General features: G+C 67.4%; 22 protein-coding genes. 12 read left to right on the forward strand and 10 right to left on the reverse strand.

All coding sequences use genetic code 11. The features are described 5' to 3' along the window. Nucleotides 1-7 precede the first annotated feature (7 nt). The 8 genes from trpE (at nt 8) to lexA (ending at nt 7,113) form a co-directional block, all read left to right on the forward strand. Nucleotides 8-1,558, forward strand: a complete 1,551-nt coding sequence (trpE, locus tag J2X37_RS12485; protein ID WP_310021748.1) for an anthranilate synthase component I — start codon at nt 8-10, stop codon at nt 1,556-1,558. Next, a complete protein-coding gene (locus J2X37_RS12490; RefSeq protein WP_310021751.1) occupies nt 1,555-2,316 on the forward strand; it encodes a phosphodiester glycosidase family protein in 762 nt (253 codons plus the stop codon). The genes trpE and J2X37_RS12490 overlap by 4 nt, the downstream gene beginning before the upstream one ends. Then, nucleotides 2,313-2,921 carry an aminodeoxychorismate/anthranilate synthase component II gene (locus tag J2X37_RS12495; protein WP_310021753.1) on the forward strand — a complete coding sequence of 203 codons (609 nt, stop codon included), beginning with the start codon at nt 2,313-2,315 and terminating at the stop codon, nt 2,919-2,921. The genes J2X37_RS12490 and J2X37_RS12495 overlap by 4 nt, the downstream gene beginning before the upstream one ends. Then, complete coding sequence (gene trpD / locus J2X37_RS12500) at nt 2,918-3,889, forward strand: anthranilate phosphoribosyltransferase (RefSeq protein ID WP_310021755.1); 972 nt, start codon at nt 2,918-2,920, stop codon at nt 3,887-3,889. Before J2X37_RS12495 ends, trpD begins: the two co-directional genes overlap by 4 nt. Continuing rightward, entirely contained in the window at nt 3,886-4,677 is a 792-nt protein-coding gene (gene trpC, locus J2X37_RS12505; protein WP_310021758.1) for an indole-3-glycerol phosphate synthase TrpC, read from the forward strand. Before trpD ends, trpC begins: the two co-directional genes overlap by 4 nt. Continuing rightward, nucleotides 4,674-5,165 (forward strand): cyclic pyranopterin monophosphate synthase MoaC, encoded by a 492-nt coding sequence (gene moaC, locus J2X37_RS12510; RefSeq protein ID WP_310021761.1) that lies wholly within the window; start codon nt 4,674-4,676, stop codon nt 5,163-5,165. Before trpC ends, moaC begins: the two co-directional genes overlap by 4 nt. After that, nucleotides 5,162-6,346, forward strand: coding sequence for a molybdopterin molybdotransferase MoeA (locus J2X37_RS12515; protein ID WP_310021764.1), 1,185 nt, complete (start codon nt 5,162-5,164; stop codon nt 6,344-6,346). The genes moaC and J2X37_RS12515 overlap by 4 nt, the downstream gene beginning before the upstream one ends. 86 nt (nt 6,347-6,432) lie before the next feature. Then, nucleotides 6,433-7,113 carry a transcriptional repressor LexA gene (lexA, locus tag J2X37_RS12520; protein ID WP_310021766.1) on the forward strand — a complete coding sequence of 227 codons (681 nt, stop codon included), beginning with the start codon at nt 6,433-6,435 and terminating at the stop codon, nt 7,111-7,113. A gap of 6 nt (nt 7,114-7,119) precedes the next feature. Here the strand turns inward: lexA and J2X37_RS12525 are convergent, their stop codons facing one another. Continuing rightward, nucleotides 7,120-9,027 (reverse strand): ComEC/Rec2 family competence protein, encoded by a 1,908-nt coding sequence (locus J2X37_RS12525; RefSeq protein WP_310021768.1) that lies wholly within the window; start codon nt 9,025-9,027, stop codon nt 7,120-7,122. A gap of 319 nt (nt 9,028-9,346) precedes the next feature. Between J2X37_RS12525 and gltX the strand changes: the two genes are divergently transcribed. The 3 genes from gltX to J2X37_RS12540 are packed head-to-tail and all read left to right on the forward strand — an operon-like array spanning nt 9,347 to nt 12,374. After that, on the forward strand, nt 9,347-10,846 hold the full coding sequence (gltX, locus tag J2X37_RS12530; protein WP_310021771.1) for a glutamate--tRNA ligase: 1,500 nt from the start codon (nt 9,347-9,349) through the stop codon (nt 10,844-10,846). A 27-nt stretch (nt 10,847-10,873) separates the two neighbouring features. Further along, nucleotides 10,874-12,148: a citrate synthase gene (locus J2X37_RS12535; protein WP_310021773.1), complete on the forward strand. Its 1,275-nt coding sequence runs from the start codon at nt 10,874-10,876 to the stop codon at nt 12,146-12,148. 28 nt (nt 12,149-12,176) lie between these two features. Next, complete coding sequence (locus tag J2X37_RS12540; RefSeq protein ID WP_310021775.1) at nt 12,177-12,374, forward strand: hypothetical protein; 198 nt, start codon at nt 12,177-12,179, stop codon at nt 12,372-12,374. Between the two features lie 6 nt (nt 12,375-12,380). On the opposite strand, the gene J2X37_RS12545 is transcribed toward J2X37_RS12540, so the two are convergent. The 3 genes from J2X37_RS12545 to J2X37_RS12555 form a co-directional block, all read right to left on the reverse strand. Then, nucleotides 12,381-13,730 carry a HAMP domain-containing sensor histidine kinase gene (locus tag J2X37_RS12545; RefSeq protein WP_310021777.1) on the reverse strand — a complete coding sequence of 450 codons (1,350 nt, stop codon included), beginning with the start codon at nt 13,728-13,730 and terminating at the stop codon, nt 12,381-12,383. Next, nucleotides 13,717-14,640 carry a hypothetical protein gene (locus J2X37_RS12550; protein ID WP_310021779.1) on the reverse strand — a complete coding sequence of 308 codons (924 nt, stop codon included), beginning with the start codon at nt 14,638-14,640 and terminating at the stop codon, nt 13,717-13,719. Before J2X37_RS12550 ends, J2X37_RS12545 begins: the two co-directional genes overlap by 14 nt. Before the next feature lie 76 nt (nt 14,641-14,716). Continuing rightward, nucleotides 14,717-15,904 carry a hypothetical protein gene (locus J2X37_RS12555; RefSeq protein WP_310021781.1) on the reverse strand — a complete coding sequence of 396 codons (1,188 nt, stop codon included), beginning with the start codon at nt 15,902-15,904 and terminating at the stop codon, nt 14,717-14,719. 299 nt (nt 15,905-16,203) lie between these two features. Here J2X37_RS12555 and J2X37_RS12560 point away from each other — a divergent pair, with 299 nt between their 5' ends. Next, nucleotides 16,204-19,359, forward strand: coding sequence for a hypothetical protein (locus J2X37_RS12560; RefSeq protein WP_310021784.1), 3,156 nt, complete (start codon nt 16,204-16,206; stop codon nt 19,357-19,359). A gap of 43 nt (nt 19,360-19,402) precedes the next feature. Here the strand turns inward: J2X37_RS12560 and J2X37_RS12565 are convergent, their stop codons facing one another. Genes J2X37_RS12565 through J2X37_RS12590 form a run of 6 tightly spaced genes read right to left on the reverse strand, consistent with a single transcriptional unit; the run spans nt 19,403 to nt 25,958 of the window. After that, nucleotides 19,403-19,732: a DUF1467 family protein gene (locus tag J2X37_RS12565; protein WP_310021786.1), complete on the reverse strand. Its 330-nt coding sequence runs from the start codon at nt 19,730-19,732 to the stop codon at nt 19,403-19,405. Nucleotides 19,733-19,744: 12 nt separating this feature from the next. Then, nucleotides 19,745-21,397 carry a ribonuclease J gene (locus J2X37_RS12570; protein WP_310021788.1) on the reverse strand — a complete coding sequence of 551 codons (1,653 nt, stop codon included), beginning with the start codon at nt 21,395-21,397 and terminating at the stop codon, nt 19,745-19,747. Continuing rightward, the gene (locus tag J2X37_RS12575; RefSeq protein WP_310021790.1) at nt 21,394-22,182 is read right to left on the reverse strand and encodes a type III pantothenate kinase; all 789 of its coding nucleotides are present in this window, start codon (nt 22,180-22,182) and stop codon (nt 21,394-21,396) included. The genes J2X37_RS12570 and J2X37_RS12575 overlap by 4 nt, the downstream gene beginning before the upstream one ends. After that, nucleotides 22,182-22,910 carry a biotin--[acetyl-CoA-carboxylase] ligase gene (locus tag J2X37_RS12580; protein ID WP_310021792.1) on the reverse strand — a complete coding sequence of 243 codons (729 nt, stop codon included), beginning with the start codon at nt 22,908-22,910 and terminating at the stop codon, nt 22,182-22,184. Before J2X37_RS12580 ends, J2X37_RS12575 begins: the two co-directional genes overlap by 1 nt. A 1-nt stretch (nt 22,911) precedes the next feature. Continuing rightward, a complete protein-coding gene (gene nuoN / locus J2X37_RS12585; RefSeq protein ID WP_310021794.1) occupies nt 22,912-24,408 on the reverse strand; it encodes an NADH-quinone oxidoreductase subunit NuoN in 1,497 nt (498 codons plus the stop codon). After that, nucleotides 24,408-25,958, reverse strand: a complete 1,551-nt coding sequence (locus J2X37_RS12590; RefSeq protein ID WP_310021797.1) for an NADH-quinone oxidoreductase subunit M — start codon at nt 25,956-25,958, stop codon at nt 24,408-24,410. The genes nuoN and J2X37_RS12590 overlap by 1 nt, the downstream gene beginning before the upstream one ends. Nucleotides 25,959-25,973: the final 15 nt, after the last annotated feature.

Consider the following 25,973-nt stretch of genomic DNA (forward strand, 5'->3'; position numbering starts at 1 on the left):
CACCGCGATGACCGGCACGACCACCGCTGCGCGACCCGATCTGTCGGCCGATCGCGCCCACGATGCGAAGGCGCGGGCCGAGCTGGAAGCCGGGCGCGCCTCGGTCGTCTGGCGTCAGGTCGTCGCCGATTGCGACACCCCGGTGGCGGCGGCGGTCAAGCTGATCGAGCCGGGCCGCGGCGATTTCCTGCTGGAATCGGTCGAAGGCGGCGAAATCCGGGGGCGCTACAGCCTGCTCGGCCTCGATCCCGACCTGGTCTTCCGCGCGCGCGGCGCGGAAGCAGAGATCAACCGCGACTGGCGCGCGGACCGCGAAGGCTTCGCGCCGGTCGAAGCCGATCCGCTGGCCGCCCTGCGCGCGCTGGTCGAGGAGTGCCGCTTCGACGTGCCGCCGCAGCTTCCCGCAGCACTGTCCTGCCTCGTCGGTTACTTCGGTTACGAGACCATCGCGCTCGTCGAGCCGAGCATCGGCCGCCCGCCGCAGAACCCGCTCGACGTTCCCGACATGCTCTTCGTGCGGCCCGCACTGGTGCTGGTGTTCGACCGGTTGAAGGACGCGCTCTTCTGCGTCGCCCCGGTGTGGCCGGGAGCGGCTTCGCCCGATGACAGCGTTGCGCGGGCGCGCGAGCGGATCGAGGATTGCCTCGCCCGCCTCGCCGCCGCGCGCATGCCGGTGTCGGCCATCGCCGCCGAGGTGCCGGAGCCCAGGCTCAATCCCAACCTCGCCCCCGGGCGCTATCGCGAGATGGTGCTGAAGGCGAAGGACTACATCACGGCGGGCGACATCTTCCAGGTCGTGCTGGCGCAGCGCTTTTCGACCCCCTTCCCGCTGCCGCCGCTCTCGCTCTATCGCGCGCTGCGGCGGGTGAACCCCTCGCCCTTCCTCTATTTCCTCGACCTGCCCGGTTTCGCGCTGATCGGGTCGAGCCCCGAAATCCTCGTGCGCGTGCGGGACGGCGACGTCACCATCCGCCCCATCGCCGGCACCCGCCCCCGCGGCAAGGATGCCGAGGAGGACCGCGCCAACCGCGACAGCCTGCTGGCCGATCCCAAGGAACGGGCCGAGCATCTCATGCTCCTCGATCTCGGCCGCAACGACGTCGGCCGGGTGGCAGAGGCAGGAAGCGTGCGCGTCACCGACAGCTACATGGTCGAGCACTACAGCCACGTCATGCACATCGTGTCGAACGTCGTGGGCCGGCTCGACAAGGGCAGCGACGCCATCGACGCGCTTTTCGCGGGCTTTCCGGCGGGCACCGTCAGCGGTGCGCCCAAGGTCCGCGCCTGCCAGATCATCGCCGAGCTGGAGGCGGAGACGCGCGGCGCCTACGCGGGCGGTGTCGGCTATTTCTCGCCCGACGGCTCGGTCGACAGCTGCATCGTCCTACGCACCGCGGTGGTGAAGGACGGGGTCATGCACATGCAGGCCGGCGCGGGCATCGTCGCCGACAGCGATCCCGAATACGAACAGCGCGAGTGCGAAGCCAAGGCCGGCGCGCTGGTCGCCGCCGCACGAGAAGCGTTGCGCGTGGCGCAGGAACCGGGCTTCGGCCAGTGAAGCGCCTCGCCGCGCCGGCGCTGCTGGCGCTGGCTGCGTGCGGCGCAAACGGTGAAGAGATCGCGGCCGCAAGCCCGACGGCCTGCGTTCAGGAAGTGTTCGAGGCGAGCCGCTTCACGCACTGCACCGTCGATCCGGAAGAGGCGGACGTTGCGCTCGTGCTCGACGGCGAGGACGGCAAGCCGCTGCGCAATTTCGAGAAGCTGGCCGCGATGGAGCCGGAGGACGGCGTGATCCTCGCGATGAATGCGGGCATGTTCGACGAGGCCGGCGAACCCATCGGCCTGCTGGTCATCGACGGTCGCGAGGTCAAGGCGCTCAACCGCAACGACGGCCCCGGCAACTTCCACCTGCAGCCCAACGGCGTCTTCCACGGGGCAGGCGCCGACTGGCACGTCGAGACGACCGAAGCCTATGCGGCCGGCAAGGCAGATCCCGGCTTTGCGACACAATCGGGCCCGATACTGTTAACCGGCGGCAAGCTGCACCCGGATTTTGCGCAAGACGGCGACTCGCGCCACTTCCGCAATGGCGTGGGCGTCGATCGCGCGGGCCATGTCCATTTCGTCATCAGCGACGATCTCGTCAGCTTCGGCAAATTCGGCCGCTTCTTCCGCGACGTCGCGAAAACGCCCGACGCTCTCTACCTCGACGGCGCGGTTTCGCAGCTCTGGGCGCCGGAAATCGGGCGGCGGGACGGCGGACCCCCGCTTGGCCCCTTGATCGTCGTCACCAAACCGGCAAAGGCAAAGCCATGAGCGGCAAAATCCTGGTCATCGACAACTACGACAGCTTCACCTGGAACCTGGTCCATTACCTGATGGAGATGGGGGCCACGGTCGATGTCGTGCGCAACGACGCGATTTCGGCGGCAGAGGCGGTGCGCGGCGACGCGGCGGGATACCTGATCTCGCCCGGACCCTGCACGCCGAACGAAGCGGGCATCAGCCTCGATCTCGTCTCCGCCTGCGCCGATGCGGGCAAGCCGCTGCTCGGCGTGTGCCTCGGCCACCAGTCCATCGGACAGGCCTTTGGCGGCAAGGTCGTTCGCGGCGGCCTGATGCACGGCAAGACCAGCCCGGTCGATCACGATGGCACGGGCGTCTTCGCCGGGCTGCCCTCGCCGTTCATGGCGACGCGCTACCACAGCCTCGTGGTGGAGGACGTGCCCGATGTCCTGCACGTCAACGCTACCACCCCGCGCCCCGACGACGACGGCACCCACGCGATGGGCTTCCGCCATGTCGAACTGCCGATCCACGGCGTGCAATTCCATCCCGAATCCATCGCCACCCAGCACGGCCACGCGATGATCGCCAACTTCCTGCGCATCTGCGGCATCGACGCGCGCGTGCCGGCATGAGCTATTCGCTGGCCGAGACCGAGGCGCTGTTCGGGCGCATGCTCGACGGCTTCATGCCGGACGAGGAAATCGCCGACCTGCTGGTCGAGATCGCGGACCGGGGCGAAACGGCGGAAGAGATCGCCGGTGCGGTTCGCGCCATGCGCGCCCGGATGCTGACGGTGGCCGCGCCCGCCAACGCCATCGACGTCTGCGGCACTGGCGGCGATGGGCAGCACAGCCTCAACGTTTCGACCGCCGTGGCGCTGGTCGTGGCGGCCTGCGGCGTCCCGGTGGCCAAGCACGGCAACCGCGCGGCATCGAGCAAGGCGGGCGGCGCGGACACGCTGGAGGCACTGGGCCTCGATCTTGCCCGGGCCGGAATCCTCGCCGAACGGACCCTGCCCGATCTCGGCATCGCGTTTCTCTTTGCGCAGAGCCATCACCCGGCGCTCGCCCGCATCGCGCCGATCCGCCGCGAACTGGGCCGCCGCACGATCTTCAACCTGATGGGGCCGCTCGCCAACCCGGCACAGGTTCGCCGCCAGCTCGTCGGTGTTGCCAGCCCGGCGCTGGTGCCGCTCTATGCCGATGCGCTCCGCTTTCTCGGCGCGGAACGCGCGCTGGTCGTTTCGGGCATGGAAGGGCTCGATGAACTCTCCATCGCCGGGCCGAGCCGGGTCGTCGGAATCGGGTTCGATTTGCCCGAAACGCTCTCGCCGCAGGACGCCGGACTGCCTTCGCACCCGCTGGAGGCGATCCGCGGCGGCGATCCCGACGAAAATGCCGCGGCGCTGCGCGAACTGCTGCGCGGCGCGACCGGCGCCTATCGTGACGCCGTGGTGCTCAACGCCGCCGCGGCGCTTTGGCTCGCGGGCGAAGCGGACGACTTGCGCAGCGGCGCCGAGGAAGCGGCGGAGGCCATCGACAAGGGGCTGGCCAATACCCTCCTCGATTGCTGGATCGCGACGGTAAGGGCACCGCTATGAACAAGCTGATCGAGATCTGCGACACCAAGCGCGGCGAAGTGGCCCTGCGCAAGGCAGCGCGCTCGCTGTCTGACCTTGACGCAGCGGCGCTCTCGCAGGAACCGCCTCGCGGGTTCGAGGCACGGCTGCGCGCTGCCGCGGCCGATGGCTTCGCGCTCATCGCGGAGATCAAGAAGGCGTCGCCTTCCAAGGGCTTGATCCGGGCCGATTTCGATCCGTCCAGCCACGCGCGCGACTACGCCGCAGGGGGCGCGACCTGCCTATCGGTGCTGACCGACGCGCCTTATTTCCAGGGCCACGAAGACTACCTCGTCGCCGCGCGCCAGGCCTCTACCCTGCCCGCGCTGCGCAAGGATTTCATGATCGATCCCTGGCAGGTCGCCGAAGCGCGCGCCATCGGAGCCGACGCCATCCTGATCATCGTCGCCGCTCTCGAAGACGCGCAGATGGCCGAGATCGAGGCTGCTGCAACGGAGCGGGGCATGGACGTCCTGGTGGAGGTGCACGACGAGGCGGAAATGGAACGCGCCGCCCGCCTGCGATCGCGCCTGATCGGGGTCAACAACCGGGATTTGCGCACCTTCGTCACCGATCTCGGGAACACCGAACGGCTGGCGCCGCTTGCGCCGGAGGGAACCCTGCTCGTCGGCGAAAGCGGCATCAACAGCCACGCCGACTGCGAACGCTTGTCGCGGAGCGGGGTGCGCACCTTCCTCGTCGGCGAAAGCCTGATGCGCAGGCCCGATATCGAGATGGCGACGCGCGAGCTGCTGACAGGCGCGGCGTGACTCGCCTGACCCACCTCGACGCAGAGGGTGCCGCCCGCATGGTCGATGTCGGCGGCAAGGACGTGACGCGCCGCAAGGCTCTGGCCGAAGGGCATATCGCCATGTCGGCCGAGGCGCTGGATGCCATCAGGGCAGGCGCCGTGCAAAAGGGCGACGTCATCGCCACTGCGCGGATTGCCGGCATTCTTGCCGCCAAGCGTACGGGCGATCTCATCCCGCTCTGCCACCCTCTCCCGATCGACGCCGTGTCGGTCGACTTCACGTTCGAGGCAGACGGCATCCGGGTCCGGGCCATGGCCGCGACATCGGCCAGGACCGGAGTGGAAATGGAAGCGATTACAGCCGCTTCGATCACACTCCTCACAATCTACGACATGGCTAAGGCGATCGACAAGGCGATGACCATCGGCACGATCCGGCTCCTTGCCAAGGACGGGGGCAATTCCGGGCGCTGGCGGGCCGAAGGCTGCGAAGGCATCGAGATTTGAGCACGCTGCTCACGCTGGAAGAAGCCCAGCGCAGGCTGATCGCGCTAGTCGGCCCCGGACCTGTGGAACAGGTGTCGTTCGAGCAAGCGCTCGGCCGCTATCTGGCGGACGATCTCATCGCGACGCGGACGCAGCCTGCCTTCCCCCTTTCGGCCATGGACGGATGGGCGGTTCGCCAGTCCGATGGCTCGGGCCCATGGCGGATCGTCGGAGAGAGCGCGGCGGGCCATCCGTTTGGCGGACAGGTCGGCGCAGGCGAAGCCGTGCGGATCTCGACCGGAGCGATCGTGCCGCCCGACTGCGACATGGTCGTAGTTCAGGAGCAATGCGAGGTAGAGGGAACAAATATTTGTTTTTCAGGCAATCTTCCCGATCCGCGTGGGCGACATATCAGACCTAGCGGTCTGGATTTCGCAGCCGAAGACCGGATTCTTGCAAAAGGGTCCGAACTGCGCGCCGGCAGTGTCGCCCTCGCCATCAGCGCCGGTCACGCGATCTTGCGTGTGCACGTTCGCCCGCGGATCGCGATCATCGACAGCGGCGACGAACTGGTCAGGCCTGGCGACCCGTTGGGCGCAGGTCAGATTTCGGCAAGCAACGGGCCAATGCTGGCAGCGATGCTCGACCGGATGCCTTGCGAGGTGCTTGGCGCCGGGCCGGTGGCGGACGACGTGGAAGCGATCGCCGCTGCGCTGACCGATCACGAATATGCCGACCTCGTCATCACCACCGGCGGCGCTTCGGTCGGGGACCACGATCTCGTCCGTCCGGCACTGGAGCGGATCGGGGCCAGCATCGATTTCTGGCGCGTGGCCATCAAGCCCGGAAAGCCGCTGATGATCGCGACCCGCGGCAAGCAGGTCATTCTCGGGCTGCCCGGCAACCCCGCCTCGGCCTTCGTGACCGCGACGCTCTTCGCGCTTCCCATCGTGCGAGTCCTCCTCGGCGCCGCAGACCCTTTTCCCAGGCGCGAGCCCGCCATTCTGGCCGCTCCTCTCGCCCCCACCGGAAAGCGCGCCGAATTCGTCCGCGCGCGGCTGGCCGCGAACGGCGTCGTCCCCCTCGACCTGCAGGACAGTGGCGCGCTTTCGCCCTTGGCCGCAACCGACGCGCTGATCTGCCGCGCGCCGCACAGTACCGCGGCCCAATGTTCCGAACACGTGGAAATCATCCGGATCTGATCTTTGCCGTGCTTGACGAGACCGATTTTGTTTCATAATTGTTCCTTGTTCGTTCGCAAAGGAACGGCGAATAGGGAACATCGGTCATGCTCACCCGCAAGCAGCACGAACTGCTTCAGTTCATTCAGCGCCGGCTCGAAGAGTCAGGCATTTCGCCTTCTTTCGAAGAGATGAAGGACGCGCTCGACCTCAAGTCGAAGTCGGGCGTGCATCGCCTTATCTCCGCGCTGGAGGAACGCGGCTTCATCCGTCGCCTTCCCAATCGCGCCCGCGCGCTCGAAATCCTGCGACAGCCCGACGATGTGACCGCGGGGCGCCCTGCTTCGGCAAAAGTGGTGGAACTGGCGAAGGCGAAGCCCGCACCGCTTCGCGAGGCGGCCAACGACGTGATCGAGATCCCGCTGCACGGCCGCATCGCCGCGGGCGCGCCGATCGAAGCACTGGAAGACGGGCAGATCCTCCCCGTTCCCGCCGCCTTGCTCGGCGCGGGGGAGCACTACGCGCTGGAAGTTTCGGGCGACTCGATGGTCGAGGCCGGTATTTTCGACGGCGATTTCGCCTTGATCCGCAAGACGAACACGGCCCGCGACGGCGAGATCATCGTTGCCCTCGTGCGCGGGGAGGAAGCAACCCTCAAGTACCTGCACCGGGAAAACGGGATGCTCAGGCTCGATCCGGCCAATGCCGCCTACTCGCCGCAAGTCTATGGCCCTGACGAAGTGGAAGTGCAGGGCAGGCTCGCGGGCCTGCTGCGCCGCTACCACTGAAACTCGCTACCAGCCGTGCCGGTCCCCGTCGGGACGGGCACGGCGCACTACGCGCTCATCGATATCGATAATCGCGCCTCCCTGTCGGGCAAGTTCGCGTTCGTCGAGGCGCAGCCACGTCGGTCGGCAGTCATCGGGCAGCATGTCGGGCGAAATCGCGATCGCCACTTGCCCGCACAGGCGCGACAGTCCGACGGTGCGGGAGGCAGCGGCTCCGCGCACATAGATGAGCCTCACCGGCCCTTCTGGCGACATCAGCGCAAATGTGCACGGCCCCTCGGCGCACGACGTTTCCGGGCGGTCGGCAAGGTGTCGTATCCTTGCCTCAGGCGTGCCTGCCATCTCGAACAGCGCCTTGTCGTCAAACCGGGTCTCGGCCTTGGCTCGATAGGCATCGCCCCCCTCTGTCACCACGACCTGCCGCCCGTCCCCCGCGATCAGCACGTCCGGTGGCGGGGCCATCGCGATCCCGGTCAGCCCAAGTCCGTAGGGGACAGTCCCGAGCAGGCGAGCGCGGCCCGACCACAGCGCCAGCCAGAAGCCACCGACGCAGCACAGGACGATGGGCCACAGCGGGATGAGCGAGGTGACGATCACCGCTCCCGGCCGCGACGCAGCGAAGCGGGCCAGACCGAGCATCACATCGATCGCCATCCCGCCCGCCCACCAGGCGGCTGCGCCCAAGCCTGCTGCATCGAGCAGCATGGCCAGACCGATCGCGGGCATGATGACCACGGTCGTCAGCGGAATGGCGACGAGGTTGACGAGCGATCCGTAGACGCCTGTCCGTTGGAAATGGAACAGGACCAGCGGCATCAGGGTCAGTTCGACCACAATCGCGGTCAGGAAAAGAAGGCCGAGCCATGTCCCCCATTTCATGATCGGACCGCTGGTTCGCCCCCGCTCGCGCCAGCGCTCGACCGGCCCTGCGTTGTGCAGTGCGACGATCGCGACGACAGCGGCGAAGCTCATCTGGAAACTGGGCGAGATCGCCGCTTCCGGCCAGAAGAGCAGTACCGTGATCGCGGCCACCGCGATGAGCCGAAGCGATAAGGCCCGCCGCCCTAGCGCCAGGGCCAGGAGAACGAGGATCGCGGCGATGCAGGCCCGGATCGTCGGCAGTTCCGCTCCGGTCAACAGCGTATAGCCGATCCCCGCCCCGGCGGAGAGCAACGAGGCGACCAACGGCAGCGGCAGACGCAAGGCCAGCCATGGGAACAGCCCCAGCCCGCGCATCGCGACGAACCACACGACGGCGATGACCGCGCCGACATGGAGTCCGCTGATCGAGAGGAGATGCGCCAGCCCCGCGTCGCGCATCGCCTGCGTATCCTCGTCCGACAGGCCGGTGCGGTTGCCGGTGACCAGCGTCTCGGCAATCGCGGCCGCCGCTTCGCTGCCACCCATCGCGACGGTGCGCCGGGAAACCCAGCCCCCCAGCCGCTCGCGAAAGCCCGGTTGTTCAGCCCTGCCCGGATGCCCGCGCATGTCCGGCGCACCGAGGAAGGACCCGACCGCCGCGACGCCATCGAACCAGGCGGCGCGAGCAGGGTCGTAGGCGCCGGGCACCACCGGGCGGGACGGCGCGATCAGCCGCATCTTGGCCGTCCCGGACGCGCCGACGACGAGATCGGGACGCGCGTATGCCTTGTCGACGCTGATCCTTGCGCGGATCGATTGCGGTCCGGCAATGCGGGCTGCGATCAGCACGCGAAGCGGCCTGTCCAGTCTTCCGGTTTCCTCCCGCGCCAGAACGCGGAACGCGTATTCGCCGACGATGGGCCTGCCTATGGCCGGCGTGCCCACTGCTTCGGACCGTGCCCAGATGAGCAGGAGACCTGCCACCGCCATCAGCGCGACCCCGGCGACGGCACCTCGCAAAAGCGCGAGGTCTTCACGATCCCACCAGATCATCGAAACGCTGGCAAAAGCCCCACACAAGCCAATGAAAATAAACCATTCTGCAGGCGAAGGCAGGGCGAACCACGCGCCAATGCCGCACAGCAACGCGACGGCAAGCCAGGCCATGCGCTCGAAAGGTCGTGCCGCGAGCGCGTCCTGCCAGCAAGTCGGGCTGGACAAATGGCGCAAGCTTCCCCATTGCCGCAACCGCGAAGGTGATGCAGGGCCTGCTGGTCCTGCCTCCCGGGCCGGAACAGCGACATTGTCCGTCATGTCCTGCTGTCCCCGCCTGCGACCCTTCGACCCTGTTATTGAAAGGAAACGTGGGACAATGGCAAGCGGTTCGGCAACGGTTGGCAATGGTGCGGACGGCGCCGGTCGACAGGTTGTCACCCGGTTCGCCCCTTCTCCCACCGGCTTCCTTCACATCGGCGGCGCCCGCACCGCGCTGTTCAACTGGCTCTTTGCGCGCCACCACGGGGGCAAGGCGCTTTTGCGCATCGAGGATACCGACAAGGCCCGTTCGACCGACGCGGCGATCGACGCGATCATCGACGGCCTGGACTGGCTCGGCATCGATTTCGACGGAGAGCCGGTTTTCCAGTCGCGGCGGGCCGATCGTCATGCTGAGGTGGCCCACAAGCTGCTCGTCGGCGGGCATGCCTACAAGTGCTTCGCCACGGCAGAAGAGCTGGAGGCCATGCGCGCCGAACAGCGCGCGAACAAGAAGCCGCTGCGCTACGATGGCCGCTGGCGCGACCGGGATCCGGCCGAGGCGCCTGAAGGCGCCCCCTACGTCGTCCGCCTCAAGACCCCGACCGACGGCGAGACGACGATCGAGGATGCCGTGCAGGGTGCCGTCACCGTCAGGAACGTCGAGATCGACGACTACATCCTGCTGCGGTCGGACGGCACGCCGACTTACATGCTGGCCGTCGTCGTCGACGATCACGATATGGGCGTGACTCACGTGATCCGCGGTGACGACCACCTCAACAATGCCTTCCGCCAGCTGCCGATCTACCGCGCGATGCAGGACATCGAAGGCGGCTGGGAGGAGCCGGTTTACGCCCACATCCCGCTGATCCACGGCGCGGACGGGGCCAAGCTTTCCAAGCGGCACGGCGCGATGGGTGTCGATGCCTATCGCGACGAACTCGGTCTCTTGCCGGAAGCGGTGGCCAACTACCTGCTGCGCCTGGGCTGGGGCCACGGCGACCAGGAGATCTTCACCCGCGACGAAGCAGTCGCCCTGTTCGACCTTCCCGCCGTGGGCAAGAGCCCGTCGCGCTTCGACTTCAAGAAGTTGGCCAACATGAACGGCCTCTACATGCGCGACGCCGACGACGCGCGCCTCGCCGACCTTGCCGCCCCGCGCATTGCCGCCCTGGTGCCGCAGTTCGACCCCGTGCGCCACCGCGACCTGCTGATCGCGGCGATGCCTTCGCTGAAAGCGCGGGCCAAGAACCTGGACGAACTGGCCGCCGGCGCGCTGTTCCTGTTCCGTGGACGCCCCTTGCCGTTGGACGAAAAGGCCGCCGCGCTGCTGACCGACGAGGCCCGCGCGCTGCTGGCTGACATCCATGCCGAGCTGAACGACGCGCCCCAATGGCTCGCCGAACCGCTGGAAGAGCGGATGAAGGCGATGGCCGAGGCGCGCGAACTGGGTCTGGGCAAGCTGGCGCAGCCGCTGCGCGCGGCGCTGACCGGCCAGGCGACATCCCCTGGAATCTTCGACGTGCTGGTCCTGCTGGGCCGCGACGAGAGCCTGGCGCGCATTGCCGCGCAGGCGAGCGGCGTGGCAGCGGCTGGCGCGCCTGCCAATCTGTGAATGGAGGGAACCCAAGTGGCGGATAACATGGCCCATCTGGCTGCCGGCGGCAGTGACTACGACTTCCCGATGAAGAGCGGGACGATCGGTCCCGACGTGATCGACATCGGCAAGCTCTACGCCAAGACCGGGATGTTCACCTACGACCCCGGCTTCACGTCCACCGCCAGCTGCGATTCGGGCCTGACCTACATCGACGGCGAAGAAGGCATCCTGCTCCACCGCGGCTACCCCATCGGCCAGCTGGCCGAGCAGTCGAGCTTCATGGAGGTCGCCTATCTCCTCCTCAACGGCGAACTGCCGAGCCGTGAGGAATACGAAAACTTCAACTATACGATCACCCGCCATACCATGCTGCACGACCAGCTGCGCGGCTTCTATCAGGGTTTCCGCCGTGACGCCCACCCGATGGCGATCATGTGCGGCGTGGTCGGCGCGCTTTCCGCATTCTATCACGACAGCACCGACATTGCCGATCCGATGCATCGCAAGATCAGCAGCCACCGCCTGATCGCCAAGATGCCGACGATCGCGGCGATGGCCTACAAGTATTCGGTGGGTCAGCCCTTCCTCTATCCGGACAACTCGCTGAGCTACACCGGCAACTTCCTGCGCATGACCTTCGGGGTGCCGGCGGAAGAGTACGAGGTGATCCCGGCGGTCGAGAAGGCGATGGACCGGATCTTCATCCTCCACGCCGATCACGAGCAGAACGCCTCGACCTCGACCGTCCGGCTCGCCGGTTCATCGGGCGCGAACCCGTTCGCCTGCATCGCGGCGGGCATCGCCTGTCTGTGGGGGCCGGCGCATGGCGGCGCCAACGAGGCCGCGCTCAATATGCTCCACGAGATCGGCACGCCCGACAAGATCCCGCACTATATCGAGCGGGCGAAGGACAAGAACGACCCGTTCCGCCTGATGGGTTTCGGCCATCGCGTCTACAAGAACTACGATCCGCGCGCGACCGTCATGCAGAAGACCGTCCGCGAGGTGTTCGACGCGCTCAAGGTCACCGACCCGGTCTTCGAAGTCGCCCTGCGGCTCGAGGAGATGGCGCTCAACGACGATTACTTCATCGAAAAGAAGCTCTTCCCCAATGTCGACTTCTATTCGGGCGTGATCCTTTCGGCGATCGGCTTCCCGACCACGATGTTCACCGCCCTCTTCGCCCTTGCCCGCACCGTCGGCTGGGTCGCGCAGTGGAACGAGATGATCTCCGATCCCGGCCAGCGCATCGGTCGTCCGCGCCAGCTTTACACCGGGCCCACCGCGCGCGACTATGTGCCGCTCAGCGAACGCTGACCGGCGCATGAATTGAAAGGAATGGGCGATGCCGAGGTTTCTGATTCAGGTCCTCGGCGTCGCCCTTTTCCTTTCGGGAGGACTGTGGACGCTGCAGGGCCTGGGCCTCGTCATGTGGCCAGCCGAAAGCTTCATGCTGGATCAGAAGCAATGGGCCGCCTACGGCGTGATCGCGGCGGCCGCGGGCGTACTGTTGCTGTGGATCGCTCAGCGCAAAATGCGCTGATTGCCTTCAGGCCAGCGGCAACGTGATGCGGAACGAATTGCCGCCGCCTTCCGCTGCCTGCGCCTCCACCGTGCCGCCCATCGCCCGCGCCAGCATCAGCGCGATGTAGAGGCCGAGGCCCGATCCCGAATCGCCGCTGCGGCCCAGTCGTTCGAACTTGTCGAAGATGCGGATGCGGTCTTCCGGCGAGAGCGCGTGGCCTTCGTCCTCGACCCGCAGTTCGGCCATGTCTCCGATCTGGCCGGTCGTGACGCTGACGGTCGAATCGGCCGGGCCGTAATCGATCGCGTTGCCGACGATGTTGAGCAGGATCTGCAGGGTCCGGCGCCGGTCGACCATCGCGACCAGCGCGGTCTGCTCCGCCATCAGGGTAATCCGGCGCGCATCGGCCCGTCCCTGCAGGATGCGGCAGGCGCTATCGACGATTTCCGAGATCCGCACCGGTTCGACTGCGATCTCCATGATGCCGTGCTCGATCGCTTCGGCATCGCCCAGTTCGTCGGCCAGTTCGCGCAAGTGCTTGCCCGCGCGTACGATATCCTGCGCATATTCGCGGTATTCGCGAGGCAGCGGCCCGGCCATCCGGTCGCGGATCGCCTCGGCCTGGCGGATGATGCGGCGGACCGGGCCGTGCATCGCCGGCCCCAGTTCGTCGCGCAACAGGTTGGGCGGCAGGAGATCCGCCTCGCCATCCTCGTCCTCGCCGAAATCGGCGAGCGGGCGCAGCAGCAGCCGGAAGCCGCCGCTGCCCGAGGTCAGCAACAGGTGCCAGGGCCGGGTCGAGCCTTCTATGGCCAGCTTTGCGCCGCGCCGCGCCTGCCAGACCGCCGGGACATCGTCGCTATTGCCGAAGTCGAACAGCGTGGTCCAGTGCGCGCCGCGATGCCCGATCACCCGCTGGCTCAGGACCGCGAGATCGGGCGCCTGGGTTTCGCAGGCAAGTACGCGCTGGCCCTCGTCCAGCCAGATCATCGCCTCGGCCAGCAGGTTCTCGACCGCGAGCCGTGTCTCCTCGTCCGGAAGCGAGGTGGGCGCGGCCTCGCTCTCAATCGCGTGCCAATCGGAAAGCCGGATGGTGCAGCCCTCGGCATCGGGCACGACCTCGGCCCAGCCCTCCAGCCGCCCTTGCGCATGGCGCATCGCCAGCGGTCGGCCGAGGCGCATGCCGAAACCGCGCGCCTTGCGGACGAGTTCGAGCAGGTCTGGCGCGGCGATCAGACCGGGAATCTCGCCGCCGCAGGCGCGTTGCAGACGGGCCAGCGGCACATCGGCGGAAATCAGCCGGTCGGCCATATCGCTGCGCGCGACCAGCGGCTCCAGCGCCGCATCGTCGACGATCGCGTCAGCCCCGGCCATCGTCGGCCACGCCCTGGCCGGTGAGCAGCGCGCGGGCGTCGCCGCCCTGCAGCCGCCCGAAACCGTCGGGAAGGGTGATGTCGGGATGGATCGCGTAGAATTCGCGCTCGATCTCCGCGTTCGACAGGCCTGCCGCCCGCAGCGACAGGGCGAGCCGCGCCAACTGGCTCTCGCTGGTGGCGACAGCCACGGTGTCGCGGTTGTCGCCAGTCGCCGCCGCGAGGGCCGAAAGGAAGACGGCAACGCCGGCGTGGGTGATCGACAGCGCGGCAAAGGCCCCGGCCCCCAAGGCGGCGACCAGCCGGTTGGCCAGCGATATGCGGCACTGCGATTCGTCGTAGGCCTCGCGGATGGCATGTTCGGCATTGCGCGCGTGTGCCTCGAAGGCGAGATCGCCGGCAACCGCGTGGCGCAGGGTTTCGAGCACCGAGAACAGCACTTCGGCCGGCAGTTCGATGACCGGCAGGCTCATGCGTTGCTGATGCCGGGCAAACGCCGCCTGCGATGTCAGCAAGTCCATCGCCAGCGAGGAACTCGTCGGATCATCGGCGCCGATCAGCGCCTGCAGCAGCGGCGAAAGCGAGGGATCGACCCCGGCGCGACGCTGCATCGATTCGGTCAGCTGCCATTCCAGGGCCACCGAATGAAGGTGATCGACTATCGTCGGCTCGTCGATCAGGGCACCGGCGAGCGGGTCGGCGATCGAGTTGGCCCAGGCGCGCGCGTCCCGCTCCCCCGCCGCGACGGCAAGGCGATAGCCGACCTGCCGGGCAAGATCCTCGGCCATGGCGCGCACGCGTGAAACGATCGCGTCGGAGAACATCGAGCGGTCGTCGGTCGCAATCAACTGGCGCAGAACGACGCCGCGTGCGCTCAGCACCCGGTCGCCGCGCTTCAGCTCGACGCGCATGACAGACTGTAGGCCCGTGGCTTTTTCGAGTTCACCCATACGTCAACGCTGTAACGGCCCCATGGTTAAAGGCGCGTTAGTGCCCGCTGCGAAGCCTGCCCAATGTCTGGTGCGCCGTCCAGACGATCATCACCAGCATGGCCATAACCATGACCGTCGGGCCCAAAACGTCCAGGAATAGGGCAATTTGCAGGATGATCGCCTGCGAGAACCGGTCTTCGAAGAAGGGCCGCAGGTTTGTCCAAGGGAAAGCCGCCCCGCCGATTCTCGCCATGCAGACGAACGTCACGGACTGGAACCAGGGCAGGATCTGCCCTTGCGCACCGGCGCCGAGGGCCAGCGCGAGGACCGCCAGCAACAGCAGGTCGATGCCCAGAAGCGCTGCATCGGGCCTGCGATCCGGCAAGGCGGAGGCGATCCGTCCCTGCCGATCGGCGGCGTCGAGGATCATGGCGCCGCGCACCGTCAGCCAAGTCAGCGCGATCGCGAAGAAGGCCGCGATGTAGAGCGAAAACGCGGCCAGCGCGATGGCCGCGGCCGCAGGCAGCAGCGCGCCCAGCCAGACCAGAGCGGGGGATCGGTCCGCCTCGAAAAGCCGGTTGGCGAGGCGGGACACGGCAAATCCCGCCAGAGCACGACCCGGCGCCCGCGCTTTTGCCTCCGCCAGGCTGCGACGCAGGCGCTGCATTTCGATCGCCTGCCCGTCGGCGTGGCTGCGCACGATCGTCCAGCGCAAGTCCGCCAACGCCCCGGCGTCGACCCCGCGGGTGACGACGCCCGCCATCAGCGCAATGCGCAGCAGCGAGGACGCGACGTCGCAATCGCGCGGCAACTGCCGCAGGCGTTCGGCAAGGGCACCGGGAATGACGAGCACCCCGCCCCATGCCGTTTCGGCATCGATACGCTCGAACCCCGCGGCAAGCCCTGCTTCGACCGGCAGTGTCGCGATACCCGGCGCGGCCAGCATCGGCAACGCCAAGACAGGGTCGGTCAGGAGCGCATCGCCGAAAACCAGCAATTCGTCTGCAGCCGTCACTTCTGCGCAAAGCCCCGGCGCGTCGGCGATGATCCGCGTCTCGAGCCCGGCATCGCGCGCCGTTTCGACCACCTCGTCCAGCCCGACGGTTCGCCGGTCCGCCAGCAGGAGCAGGCGCTTCGCCCCCGCCGCCACGGCAAGCGCAAGCTGCTGCTCCACCACCGCTTCGCCGTTCACGCGAACGGCGGCACGGGTCATCAACCCGTCCGCGGCAAGCGGTTCCAGCATCGACAGGACGGCAATCCGCAACTCTCGTCAGGCCCCCGAAATCGGGCCCGCTCCCCCGGCAGACCCCGTTCGCAATCCCCCGGTTCATGGATCGCCGCGCGGCGGAGCGCAAGGTGGCCGGCGGCACCCCGGCAAAACCGCGGGATTGTCGGGGACGGCCCAGGGGAAAAGACGCGGTTTCGCCCAATTGGAACGTGCGAGGAGATTCATTCGGTGTTAGTCATCCGGGCATGACAAGACGGCGGAATATCGTACCCTTTGGGGGTCAGGAAGCAGACGGCGCAGCCGAGGCGGAGGGCGTGACCATCGACACCGCGGCAGAGCATGGCGAAGCGGTCGAGGAATGGTACGAGGTCGATGAACCGCGCGGGCGCGATCTCGGCTGGCTGGTGCCGACTCTTGGCGCGCTGGCGCTGGCGGCGTGGACGGCCTTCTTCGTCTGGGCCCGCGAGGGCGAGATCCTCGGCGGATCGACCCCGGCGGAGGGCACTGCCCTCCTCGCCCAATGGTCGATGCCTGCGGTCCTCGTCGTCGCGTTGTGGATGCTGGCGATGCGCAACAGCCGGGTCGAGGCGACGCGCTTCGGCGATGCGGCGGCAACGCTGCGCGCCGAATCGCGCTCGCTCGAGGAACGGTTGAGCCGGGTCAATTCGGAGCTGTCCATCGCCCGGGAGTTCATCATCGCTCAGGGCCGTGACTTGGAAGCGCTGGGCCGCATCGCCAGCGAACGGCTGGGCGACAGCGCGCGCAAGCTCGAATCGCTGGTCGCCGACAATTCCGAGCGGGTCGACCAGTTGCAGACCGTCAGCACCGCCGCGCTCGAAAACATGGAGAAGCTGCGCAACCAGCTTCCCGTCGTCACCAACGCCACCCGCGACCTCACCAACAACATCGGCCAGGCGGGCCAGGGCGCCGACGCGCAGCTTGAACGTCTCTCGGCAGGTTTTGCCCGTATCGGCCAAGCCGGTGAGGCGAGCACGCTGAAAGTCGATGCCATGCAGGCGCGCGTCAACGACGTACTCGACCGCTTCACCCGCGCCGCCGACCAGCTCGGCCAGATCGCGCAGGACCGCTTCGCCGCGCTGGAGGCCGAAAGCGCCAGTCTGCGCGAACGGATGGACGAGCAGGAAATCGCCGCGCTGGCCGCGGTCCGCTCGCGCGCCGACGAGCTGGAGGCGTTGCTGGAAACCAGCCGCGCACGGTTGTCGGAGACCGAGACTTTCGCGCTGCGCTCGCTGCGCGACCAGCTCGCCGAAATCGACAGCTGCGCCGCGGATCTGACCGATCGCATGCGCGAGGGCGAGGACGCGGCGCTCGCCGCATGGCGCGGACGGGTCGCAACCCTTCGCAGCGATGCCGCGTCGCTGTTCCAGACGCTCGACAGCGGATCGAGCGAGGCACTCGACGCCGCCGGTGCCCGCATCGCCGCCCTTTCGGCGGAAATCAGCCGGCTCCACAACGACCTGCGCCGCCAGAGCGAGGCGCTGGACGCCGAGATCGAGGCTAGGCTCGCCAAGAGCGAGGATGCCAACCGCGGCCTTGCCGAACGGCTCACCATGCTCATCGCCGGGCTGGACAGCGAGATCGAGGCGCGCCGCGTGCGTGGTGCCCAGGCCAGCCGTGCCCTTGTCGAGGAACTCGCGACGAGTTTCGCGACGCTGGACGAAGGCATGGGCGACCGTGCCCGCCGCAGCGAAGAAACCGCCCGCGCGGTCAGCGCCGCGATTGGCGAGGTGCTGGCTCGCTTCGACGCCGACGTCGAGGCGCGCACCCTACGCGGCGAAGAACGCAGCCTCGCCCTTGCCGAACGCATTTCCGCCGCTCTTGCGACGCTAGATCAGCAGATCCAGGAACGCGTCGGTCGCGGCGAAGCGGCAGGCAAGGCGATGGCCGACGGCGTTGCCGAGGCGCTGCGCGCGCTCGACAGCCAGATCGAGACCCGGGCCGAGCGCGGCCTGCAATCCGCCTCGGTCATGTCGGAAAGCCTGCGCACTGGCCTCGCCGCGCTCGACAGCGAGATCGAGCGGCGCCGCCTGAACAGCCGCCAGGGCGCGCGCGATCTGGCCGCCGCCTATACCGACGAACTGGCCGCGCTGGACCGGCAACTGACCGAACGGCGCGAGAAGCACGAGGAAGCCGGACGGGCGATGACGGGGCAGCTGCATGGCCTGCTCGCCGCCTACGATTCCGAATTCGAACAGCGCCGGCAGCGCCACCTTGAAGCCAGCGCCGCACTCGGCCGCCATGCCGAGGCGATCGCTGTGCGGCTTGGCGAGTACGGCGAGCGGATGGAGGCGGTCTCGACCCAAAGCCGCGCCGCAGAGGACTCGATCGTCAACGGCCTGGGCAACCTCTCGGCCAAGCTGCTGGCGAGCCGCGAGGCGCTCGACGGCACGGACAAGGCGATCCTGTCGCTGACCGACAGTTCGGTGCGCTTGCTCGAACTGATCGAGGCGAGCGCCCGCCACACGCGCGAAGCCCTGCCGGGCGCGATGGCCGAGGCCGAGGACCGGCTCGGCGGAGTCAGCGCCCGCATCGAAGGCCTGCGCAGCCTGCTCGGCGAGGCAGGCGACCGTGGCGAGGCCCTGGGCCATGCCATGGACGCCACGCGCGAAACCACGAAGACCGCGCTCGCCGAACTCGACGCCCTGCACGAAACGCTGCAAGATCGCGGATCGGCCCACGCCCGGCAACTGGCGGACTTGCGCGAAACGCTGGCGCAGGCCCGCGCCGACAGCGAGGCGATGGCCTCGGCCGCGGAAGCGACCCTTGGTGGTGCCATCGCTCGCCTGTCGGAAGCGAGCCGCGAGGCGGTCGCCAATATCGAGGGCACCTCATCCGACGCGGTCCGTGCCATCGCGGACAAGCTGGCGCGCGAAAGCGGGATCGTCGTCACCAAGGCGCTGCAGGAAAGCACCCACGACGCGCTCGAGGGCCTGGACGCCACGGTCGGGCGGGCGACGGCCGCGGCCAAGGCAGCGGCGGCGGAACTGCACGCGCAGCTGGGCCGGGTGGACGAGATCACCAGCCACCTCGAGGCGCGCATCCATTCGGCCAAGCGCCGCGCCGAGGAGGACATCGACGAGCATTTCGCCAAGCGGGTGTCGCAGATCACCGAATCGCTCAATTCGACGGCGATCGACATCGACAAGGTGCTGTCCGCCGAAGTCAGCGACAGCGCGTGGCAGGCCTACCTGCGCGGCGAACGCGGCATCTTCACCCGCCGCGCGGTGCGCCTGCTCGATTCGGGCGAGACGCGCCAAGTCGTCGATCACTACGAGCGCGAGCCGGAGTTCCGCGAACACGTCAATCGCTACATCCACGACTTCGAAGCGATGCTGCGCAACCTCCTCGCCACGCGAGAGGGCAATTCGCTGGCGGTGACGATGCTGTCGTCGGACATGGGCAAGCTCTACGTCGCACTCGCCCAGTCGATCGAGCGCCTGCGCCGCTGATCGGCGTGATGCGGCGGGCGGCTTTCAGCCGCCGCCCTGCCGGTCATTCGGCGTTCGGGCGTTCCGGCGCGCCATCGCGCAGCCAGGCCTGTTCTTCGGCGATTTCCCTGGGCGGTTCGATGACGTTGAGATCGCTCGCGGTGATCCAGCCGTTGACGTAATTCGCGTAATACAGCGCAAAGAGAACCGCTGACAGGATCGTGGCGCGAAGGACGATGCGTCTGGGCTGGAAATTGCTCGGCGCGCTGTCGGCCTGTCCGGCGACCATCTCCTCGCCGGTTTCGTGATGCGTGCGAATGCCGAAGGGCATGACCAGAAACGCGGACATGACCCAGAACAGGCTGTAAATCGCCACGATCGAGGTGATCTCCATCGGCTCGGTCCCCTACTCTTCGTCGAATTCTAGAACGGTAACTTGCGGGTTCTTGCCCGACCAGCGCCGGGCGGCGCGGCGGGCGGCGAGGCGTGCGGCCTCGACCACGCTGTCGCGGCCCTTGCCCGACTTTGCCTTTGCCACGGCAGCTTGGACATCGGCGCGCGCTTCGGCCAGGAAATCGGCCTCGTCCTCGTCCAGCGGGAGGCCGATGCTGGTGATCAGCGGCGCGGCCTTCGACCGCTTCGGCGGCAGGATGACGTTCACGTGCCCGTTCTGGGCAAGCCGGCGACGCTCGGCGATCGCCTCGCCATCGGCGGGCACGATGATGTCGCCGTCGAGCACGAGCCTGCCGGTCCGCGCCTCACCGATCTTGCCGGGCTTGCCAGGAGCGAGGCGGACGATGTCGCCGTTCATCTGGAACACCTGGCTCGGGATGCCCGCCGCCTTGCCGACGCGAACCTGCTCGCGCATGTGGCGCGCCTCGCCATGGACGGGCACGAGAATCTCGGGCCGGATCCAGCCATAAAGCGCTTCCAGCTCAGGCCGGCCGGGGTGGCCGGACACGTGGATCAATTCGCCGCGATCGGTGATCGTGGTGATCTCGCGCAAGGCGAGCTGGTTCATGATTCGCCCGATCGCCAATTCGTTGCCGGGAATCTGGCGGCTGGAGAACAGCACCACATCGCCCCTAGTCAGTTCGATCGGATGGTTTTCCGCCGCGATGCGCGCCAGCGCGGCGCGCGGTTCGCCCTGTCCGCCGGTGGCGATGATCAGCACTTCGCCGCGTGGCAGGGCCATCGCCGTGTCGAAATCGATCGTCGGCGGGAAATCCGCGAGATAGCCGTTGGCCTGCGCCACGTCGATGATGCGGTCGAGCGAGCGCCCCGCCACGCAAAGCTGGCGGCCGGTATCCCAGGCCACCTGCCCCAGCGTCTGCAGCCGCGCGACGTTCGAGGCGAACGTCGTTACCACCACGCGCTTGCCCTTATGGCGGGCGACTTCGGCCTGGAGCGCGGTCAGCACGCCCCCTTCCGAACCGGACGGCTTGGGGTTGAACACATTGGTCGAATCGCAGACCAGCGCGAGGACGCCGCCATCGCCGATCTCGCGCAGTTCGTCGGGGGTGCTGGGTGCGCCGATCTGCGGCTCCTCATCCAGCTTCCAGTCTCCGGTATGGAAGACCCGGCCATGAGGGGTGTCGACGATGACCGCGTTACCCTCCGCGATCGAGTGGGCAAGCGGGACGTAGCGCACCTTGAACGGCGAGCCTTCGCCGCCCGGCGTGAAGTCGTCGAGGTGGTCGATGATGTTGAGCTCAACCGCGTTTTCCAGCCCTGCTTCCTGCAGCTTGCGCAGGACCAGTTCGGCGGTAAACGGCGTCGCGTAGAGAGGCACGTCGAGGTCGGCGGCAAAATAGGGCACCGCGCCGATATGATCCTCGTGCGCATGGGTCAGCACGATGCCGACAAGGTCTTCGGCCTTGTCCTCGATGAATTCGAGGTCGGCGAAGACAAGGTCGACACCGGGATAACCGGGGTCGGCGAAGCTCATGCCGAGATCGACCATCAGCCATTTGCCGTCGCAGCCGTAGAGATTGACGTTCATGCCAATCTCGCCCGAGCCGCCGAGCGCGAGGAAAAGCAGTTCTTTACCGGGAGTCATCGCCCGGGCTTAGACGCCTTTTCGGCGAGGATTGCCAGCCCTTTGAGCGTGAGATCGACATCGACCGCGTCGAAAATGTCGGTCTGCTCGTCGAACAGCAGCGCGAGACCGCCGGTGGCCAGCACTTTCGCCGGTCGGCCGATCTCCGCCTTGAGCCGAGCGACCAGCCCTTCGATCATCGCCACATAGCCCCAATAGACCCCGATGTGCATCTGCGTCTCGGTATTGCGGCCGATGACCGAGCGGGTCTCGCTCGGCGCTTCGATCGCGATGCGGGGCAGCTTGGCCGCCGCCTGGACCAGCGCGTCGAGCGACAGGTTGATGCCGGGTGCGATGATCCCGCCCTTGTAGGCGCCGTTGAAATCGACGACGTCGAAGGTCGTGGCTGTGCCGAAATCGATGACGATGAGGTCGCCCGGATGTTCGGCGTGGGCGGCGACGGCGTTGACCGCGCGGTCTGCACCGAGGCTCGCCGGTTCTTCGACATCGATTTCCATGCCCCAGCCCGCCGGACCCTCGCCCGCGAAGATCGGCGCCTGGCCAAAGTACTTCTCGCCCAGCACGGTGAGGTTGTGGCGCGCGCGGGGCACCACGGTGGAAACGATGACCTGGTCCACAGAATCGAAGGCGAGGCCTTCGAGCGCAAAGAGTTGCAACAGCCAGACGGCGTATTCGTCAGCCGTGCGGCGCGGGTCCGTAGCGATTCGCCAGCGGCTGCGCACCTCAATCCCCTCCATCAGCGCAAAGACGATGTTGGTGTTACCGACATCGCAGGCGAGCAGCATCAGTCAATCTCCCGCAGGATCACGTCGCCCGCATAGATGGCACGGCGCGAGCCGTCCTCCAACCGCAACCGCAGCGACCCGTCGCTTTCCAGTCCATCGAACGTGCCCGCGACATCCGTGTCGGCATGGACGGTGATCGGCGTGCCCCTAGGTGTCGCACACCGCTCCCATCGGGCCAGCGTGTCAGCCAGCGGTTCGGCACGCCATGCCGCCAACCGCGCGGCGAAGGAGCGGGCAAGCGTGTCCAGCATCGCCGCGGCATCCATTTCGCAACCTTGCGCGCGCAGCGATGTCGTGGGCCTGTCCGGAAGATCCGGCGCAGCGGCGACGTTGAGACCTATTCCGACGACGATAGTCCGGTCGATCATCTCGCAAAGGATGCCGGCGATCTTGGCACCATCGATCATCAGGTCGTTGGGCCACTTCAGGTGCATTTCGCGATCGCGTGTGCTGCACGAGAGGCCGAGCGCTTCGCCTACGGCGTCATGCACCGCCAGTCCGGCCACCAGCGACAGCGTCGCCGGCGGCGGATCGCCGGGCCGCAGATGGACGAGGGTCGAGCAATGCAGGTTGCCGTCTTCGCTGACCCATTCGCGGCCGGCGCGACCCCGGCCCTGTATCTGGCGGCCCGCGCGCAGCCAGAAGCATTCGGTCATGGCCTCTCCGCCCGCGAGCCGGGCGGCGAGATCCGCGTTGGTCGACCCCGTCTCGGCGACGAACTCGATCAAGTCAGCCGGCAAAGAACAGCGCCGCGGCCGCCTTGCCCGCAAGATCACCGATCCACGGGGTCAGCAGGTAGCCCAGCGGCGAGATCGCGATGCAAGAGATCAGCAACAGCACCTTGTGCCCGAGCGCATCGGCCCCGCCCTCGCCTGCGGCCGAGACGACGTTGGCAGGCTCATCGAAAAACGCGATCTTGACCACCTTCAGGTAGTAGAACGCACCGATGACGCTCGCCGCAATGCCGAGCGCGGCCAGCGCGATCAGGTCGGCGTTGACCGCCGCCTGGAACACCACGAACTTGCCCCAGAAGCCGAACAGCGGCGGGATGCCGGCAAGGCTGAACATCACCGCTGCCAGTGCCCAGGCCAGGGCCGGACGCGTGCGCGACAGGCCCGCCATGTCGGCGATCCGCTCGACCGGGTTGCCCGCCGCGTCGCGCAGCATCAGCACCACGACGAAGCCCGCCACGCTCATCGCCACGTAGATCGCGAGATAGACGAGCATCGCAGCAGCGCCCTCCTGCGTCGCGGCGGCGAGGCCGATCAGCAGGAAGCCGATGTTGTTGATCGAGGAATAGGCGAGCAGCCGCTTGATGTTGGCCTGTCCGATCGCGCCCAGCGCGCCGACGATGATCGAAGCGAGAGAGACGAAGATCACGATCTGCTGCCAGGCACCGACCTGCGCGCCGAATGGCACGAAGGCGACACGCATGGTCAGCGCCAGCGCGGCGACCTTGGGGGCGGTGGCGAAGAACATCGTCACTGGCGTCGGCGCGCCTTCGTAGACGTCGGGCGTCCACATGTGGAACGGCACCGCGCTGATCTTGAAGGCGAGGCCCGCCAGAACGAAGATCAGGCCGAACAGCGCACCGGTCGAAAGATCGCCCGCCAGCGCCACGCGCACGCCGGCGAAACTCGTGGTGCCGGCAAAGCCGTAGGTCAGGCTCATGCCGAACAGGATGATGCCCGAAGCGAGCGCGCCCAGCACGAAGTACTTGAGGCCCGCTTCGGCGGAACGCTCGTCCGTCCGCAGGAAAGCGGCGAGGACGTAGGCGGCAAGGCTGTTCAGTTCGAGACCGATGTAGAGCGTCAGGAAGTCCGTCGCCGAGACCATCATGTTCATGCCGAGAACGGCAAACAAGATGAGAACCGGATACTCGGCCCGCATCACCGAGGTGCCGCCGACACCCGCGCGGCCGAAGAAGCCCGGCGCGACGATCAGCGCGGCGCCGCCCGCGGCATAGATCAGCAGCTTGGCAAAGGCCGAAAAGGCGTCACCCTTGTACTGGCCCATGAAGGCGACCGTTTCCGGTCCCATCAACCCCTGACACAGGACCGGTGCGGCGACGAAGGCGCAAGCGACCAGCGCGGCCACCGCGACGATCGAGATGAGGCGCGAGCCCTTGTCGCCCATCCATGCAGCGGCAAGCAGCAGGACGAGGCCGACGACGGTGAGGATTTCCTCTGCCGCGATGATCGCGAGCGATTGCGAGAAGTCGGTCATCAGTGGGCCTCCCCCTCGGCCGCGGCGGTTTCGGCGTGGGCACCCCCGGCGGCTGCCTTGGGATTGGGCGCGGACAGGCGGGCGTCACCTTCCGGCGCGGCGGAGGCGAGGCGCTGGTCGAGCCACGCGATGTCGTTGCGCATCGGTGCCAAGAAGCTTTCCGGATAGACGCCCATCCAAAGCACCGCGGCGGCGAGCGGCAGCATCATCGCCCATTCGCGCTTGTCGAGATCGGGCATGGCGGCGGCATCGGCGTTGACCTGTTCGCCAAAAGCGACGCGGCGGTAGAGGTAAAGCATGTAGGCAGCGCCCAGGATGATGCCGGTGGTGCAGATCAGCGCGACCCAGCTCGAAATCTGGTAGACCCCCGCCAGCGCAAGGAACTCGCCGACGAAGCCGCTGGTGCCCGGCAGGCCGATCGAGGCCATCGTGAACAGCAGGAAGAACAGCGCGTATTTCGGCATGTTGATCGCCAGCCCGCCGTAGCGGCTGATCTCGCGCGTGTGCAGCCGGTCGTAGATGACGCCGACGGCAAGGAACAGCGCGCCCGAGACGAGCCCGTGGCTCAGCATCACGATCATCGAGCCTTCGAGACCTTGCACGTTGAAGCTGAAAAGCGCGACGCAGACGATCGCCATGTGCGCGACCGAGGAATAGGCGATCAGCTTCTTCATGTCGTGCTGCACCAATGCGACGAGCGAGGTATAGACCACCGCCACCATCGACAGGGCGAAGACGAGCCACGCGAATTGCGCCGAGGCATCGGGAAACATCGGCAGGCTGAAGCGGATGAAGCCGTAGCCGCCCATCTTGAGCAACACGCCGGCCAGGATGACCGAGCCCGCGGTCGGCGCCTGCACGTGCGCGTCGGGCAGCCAGGTGTGGACCGGCCACATCGGCATCTTCACCGCGAAGCTGGCGAAGAAGGCGAGCCACAGCCAGGTCTGCGCATCCGCCGGGAAGTCGTAGGCCATCAGCGTCGGAATGTCGGTCGTGCCCGCCTCGCGGACCATCCAGAACATCGCGATCAGCATCAGGACCGAGCCGATGAGGGTGTAGAGGAAGAACTTGTAGGACGCGTAGATGCGGTTGTCGCCGCCCCAGATGCCGATGATCAGGTACATCGGGATCAGGCCGGCTTCGAACATGATGTAGAACAGGAACAGGTCCTGCGCCGCGAAAACGCCGATCATCAGCGTTTCCATCATCAGGAACGCGGCCATGTATTCGCCGACGCGCTTCTCGATCGAGTTCCAGCTGGCCCCGATGCAAATCGGCATCAGGAACACCGAGAGCAGGATTAGCAGCAGCGCAATGCCGTCGATCCCCAGTGCCCAGGAGAACCCGGCGAAGATCGGCGCGCGCTCGACGAACTGCCACTGCGCGCCGCCGATGTCGAAATTGAGCCACAGCACGACGCCCAGCGCGAAATCGATCAGCGTGGCGACCAGCGCCACCATCCGCGCCGTCGGCGCACTGGCGAACATGCAGATGGCCGCGCCGACCAGCGGCACGAGCAACATCAGCGAAAGGATCGGAAAGCCGTCCATTACAATAAACCCTGC

Source organism: Croceicoccus sp. BE223 (assembly GCF_031457155.1).
Classification (GTDB): Bacteria; Pseudomonadota; Alphaproteobacteria; order Sphingomonadales; family Sphingomonadaceae; genus Croceicoccus.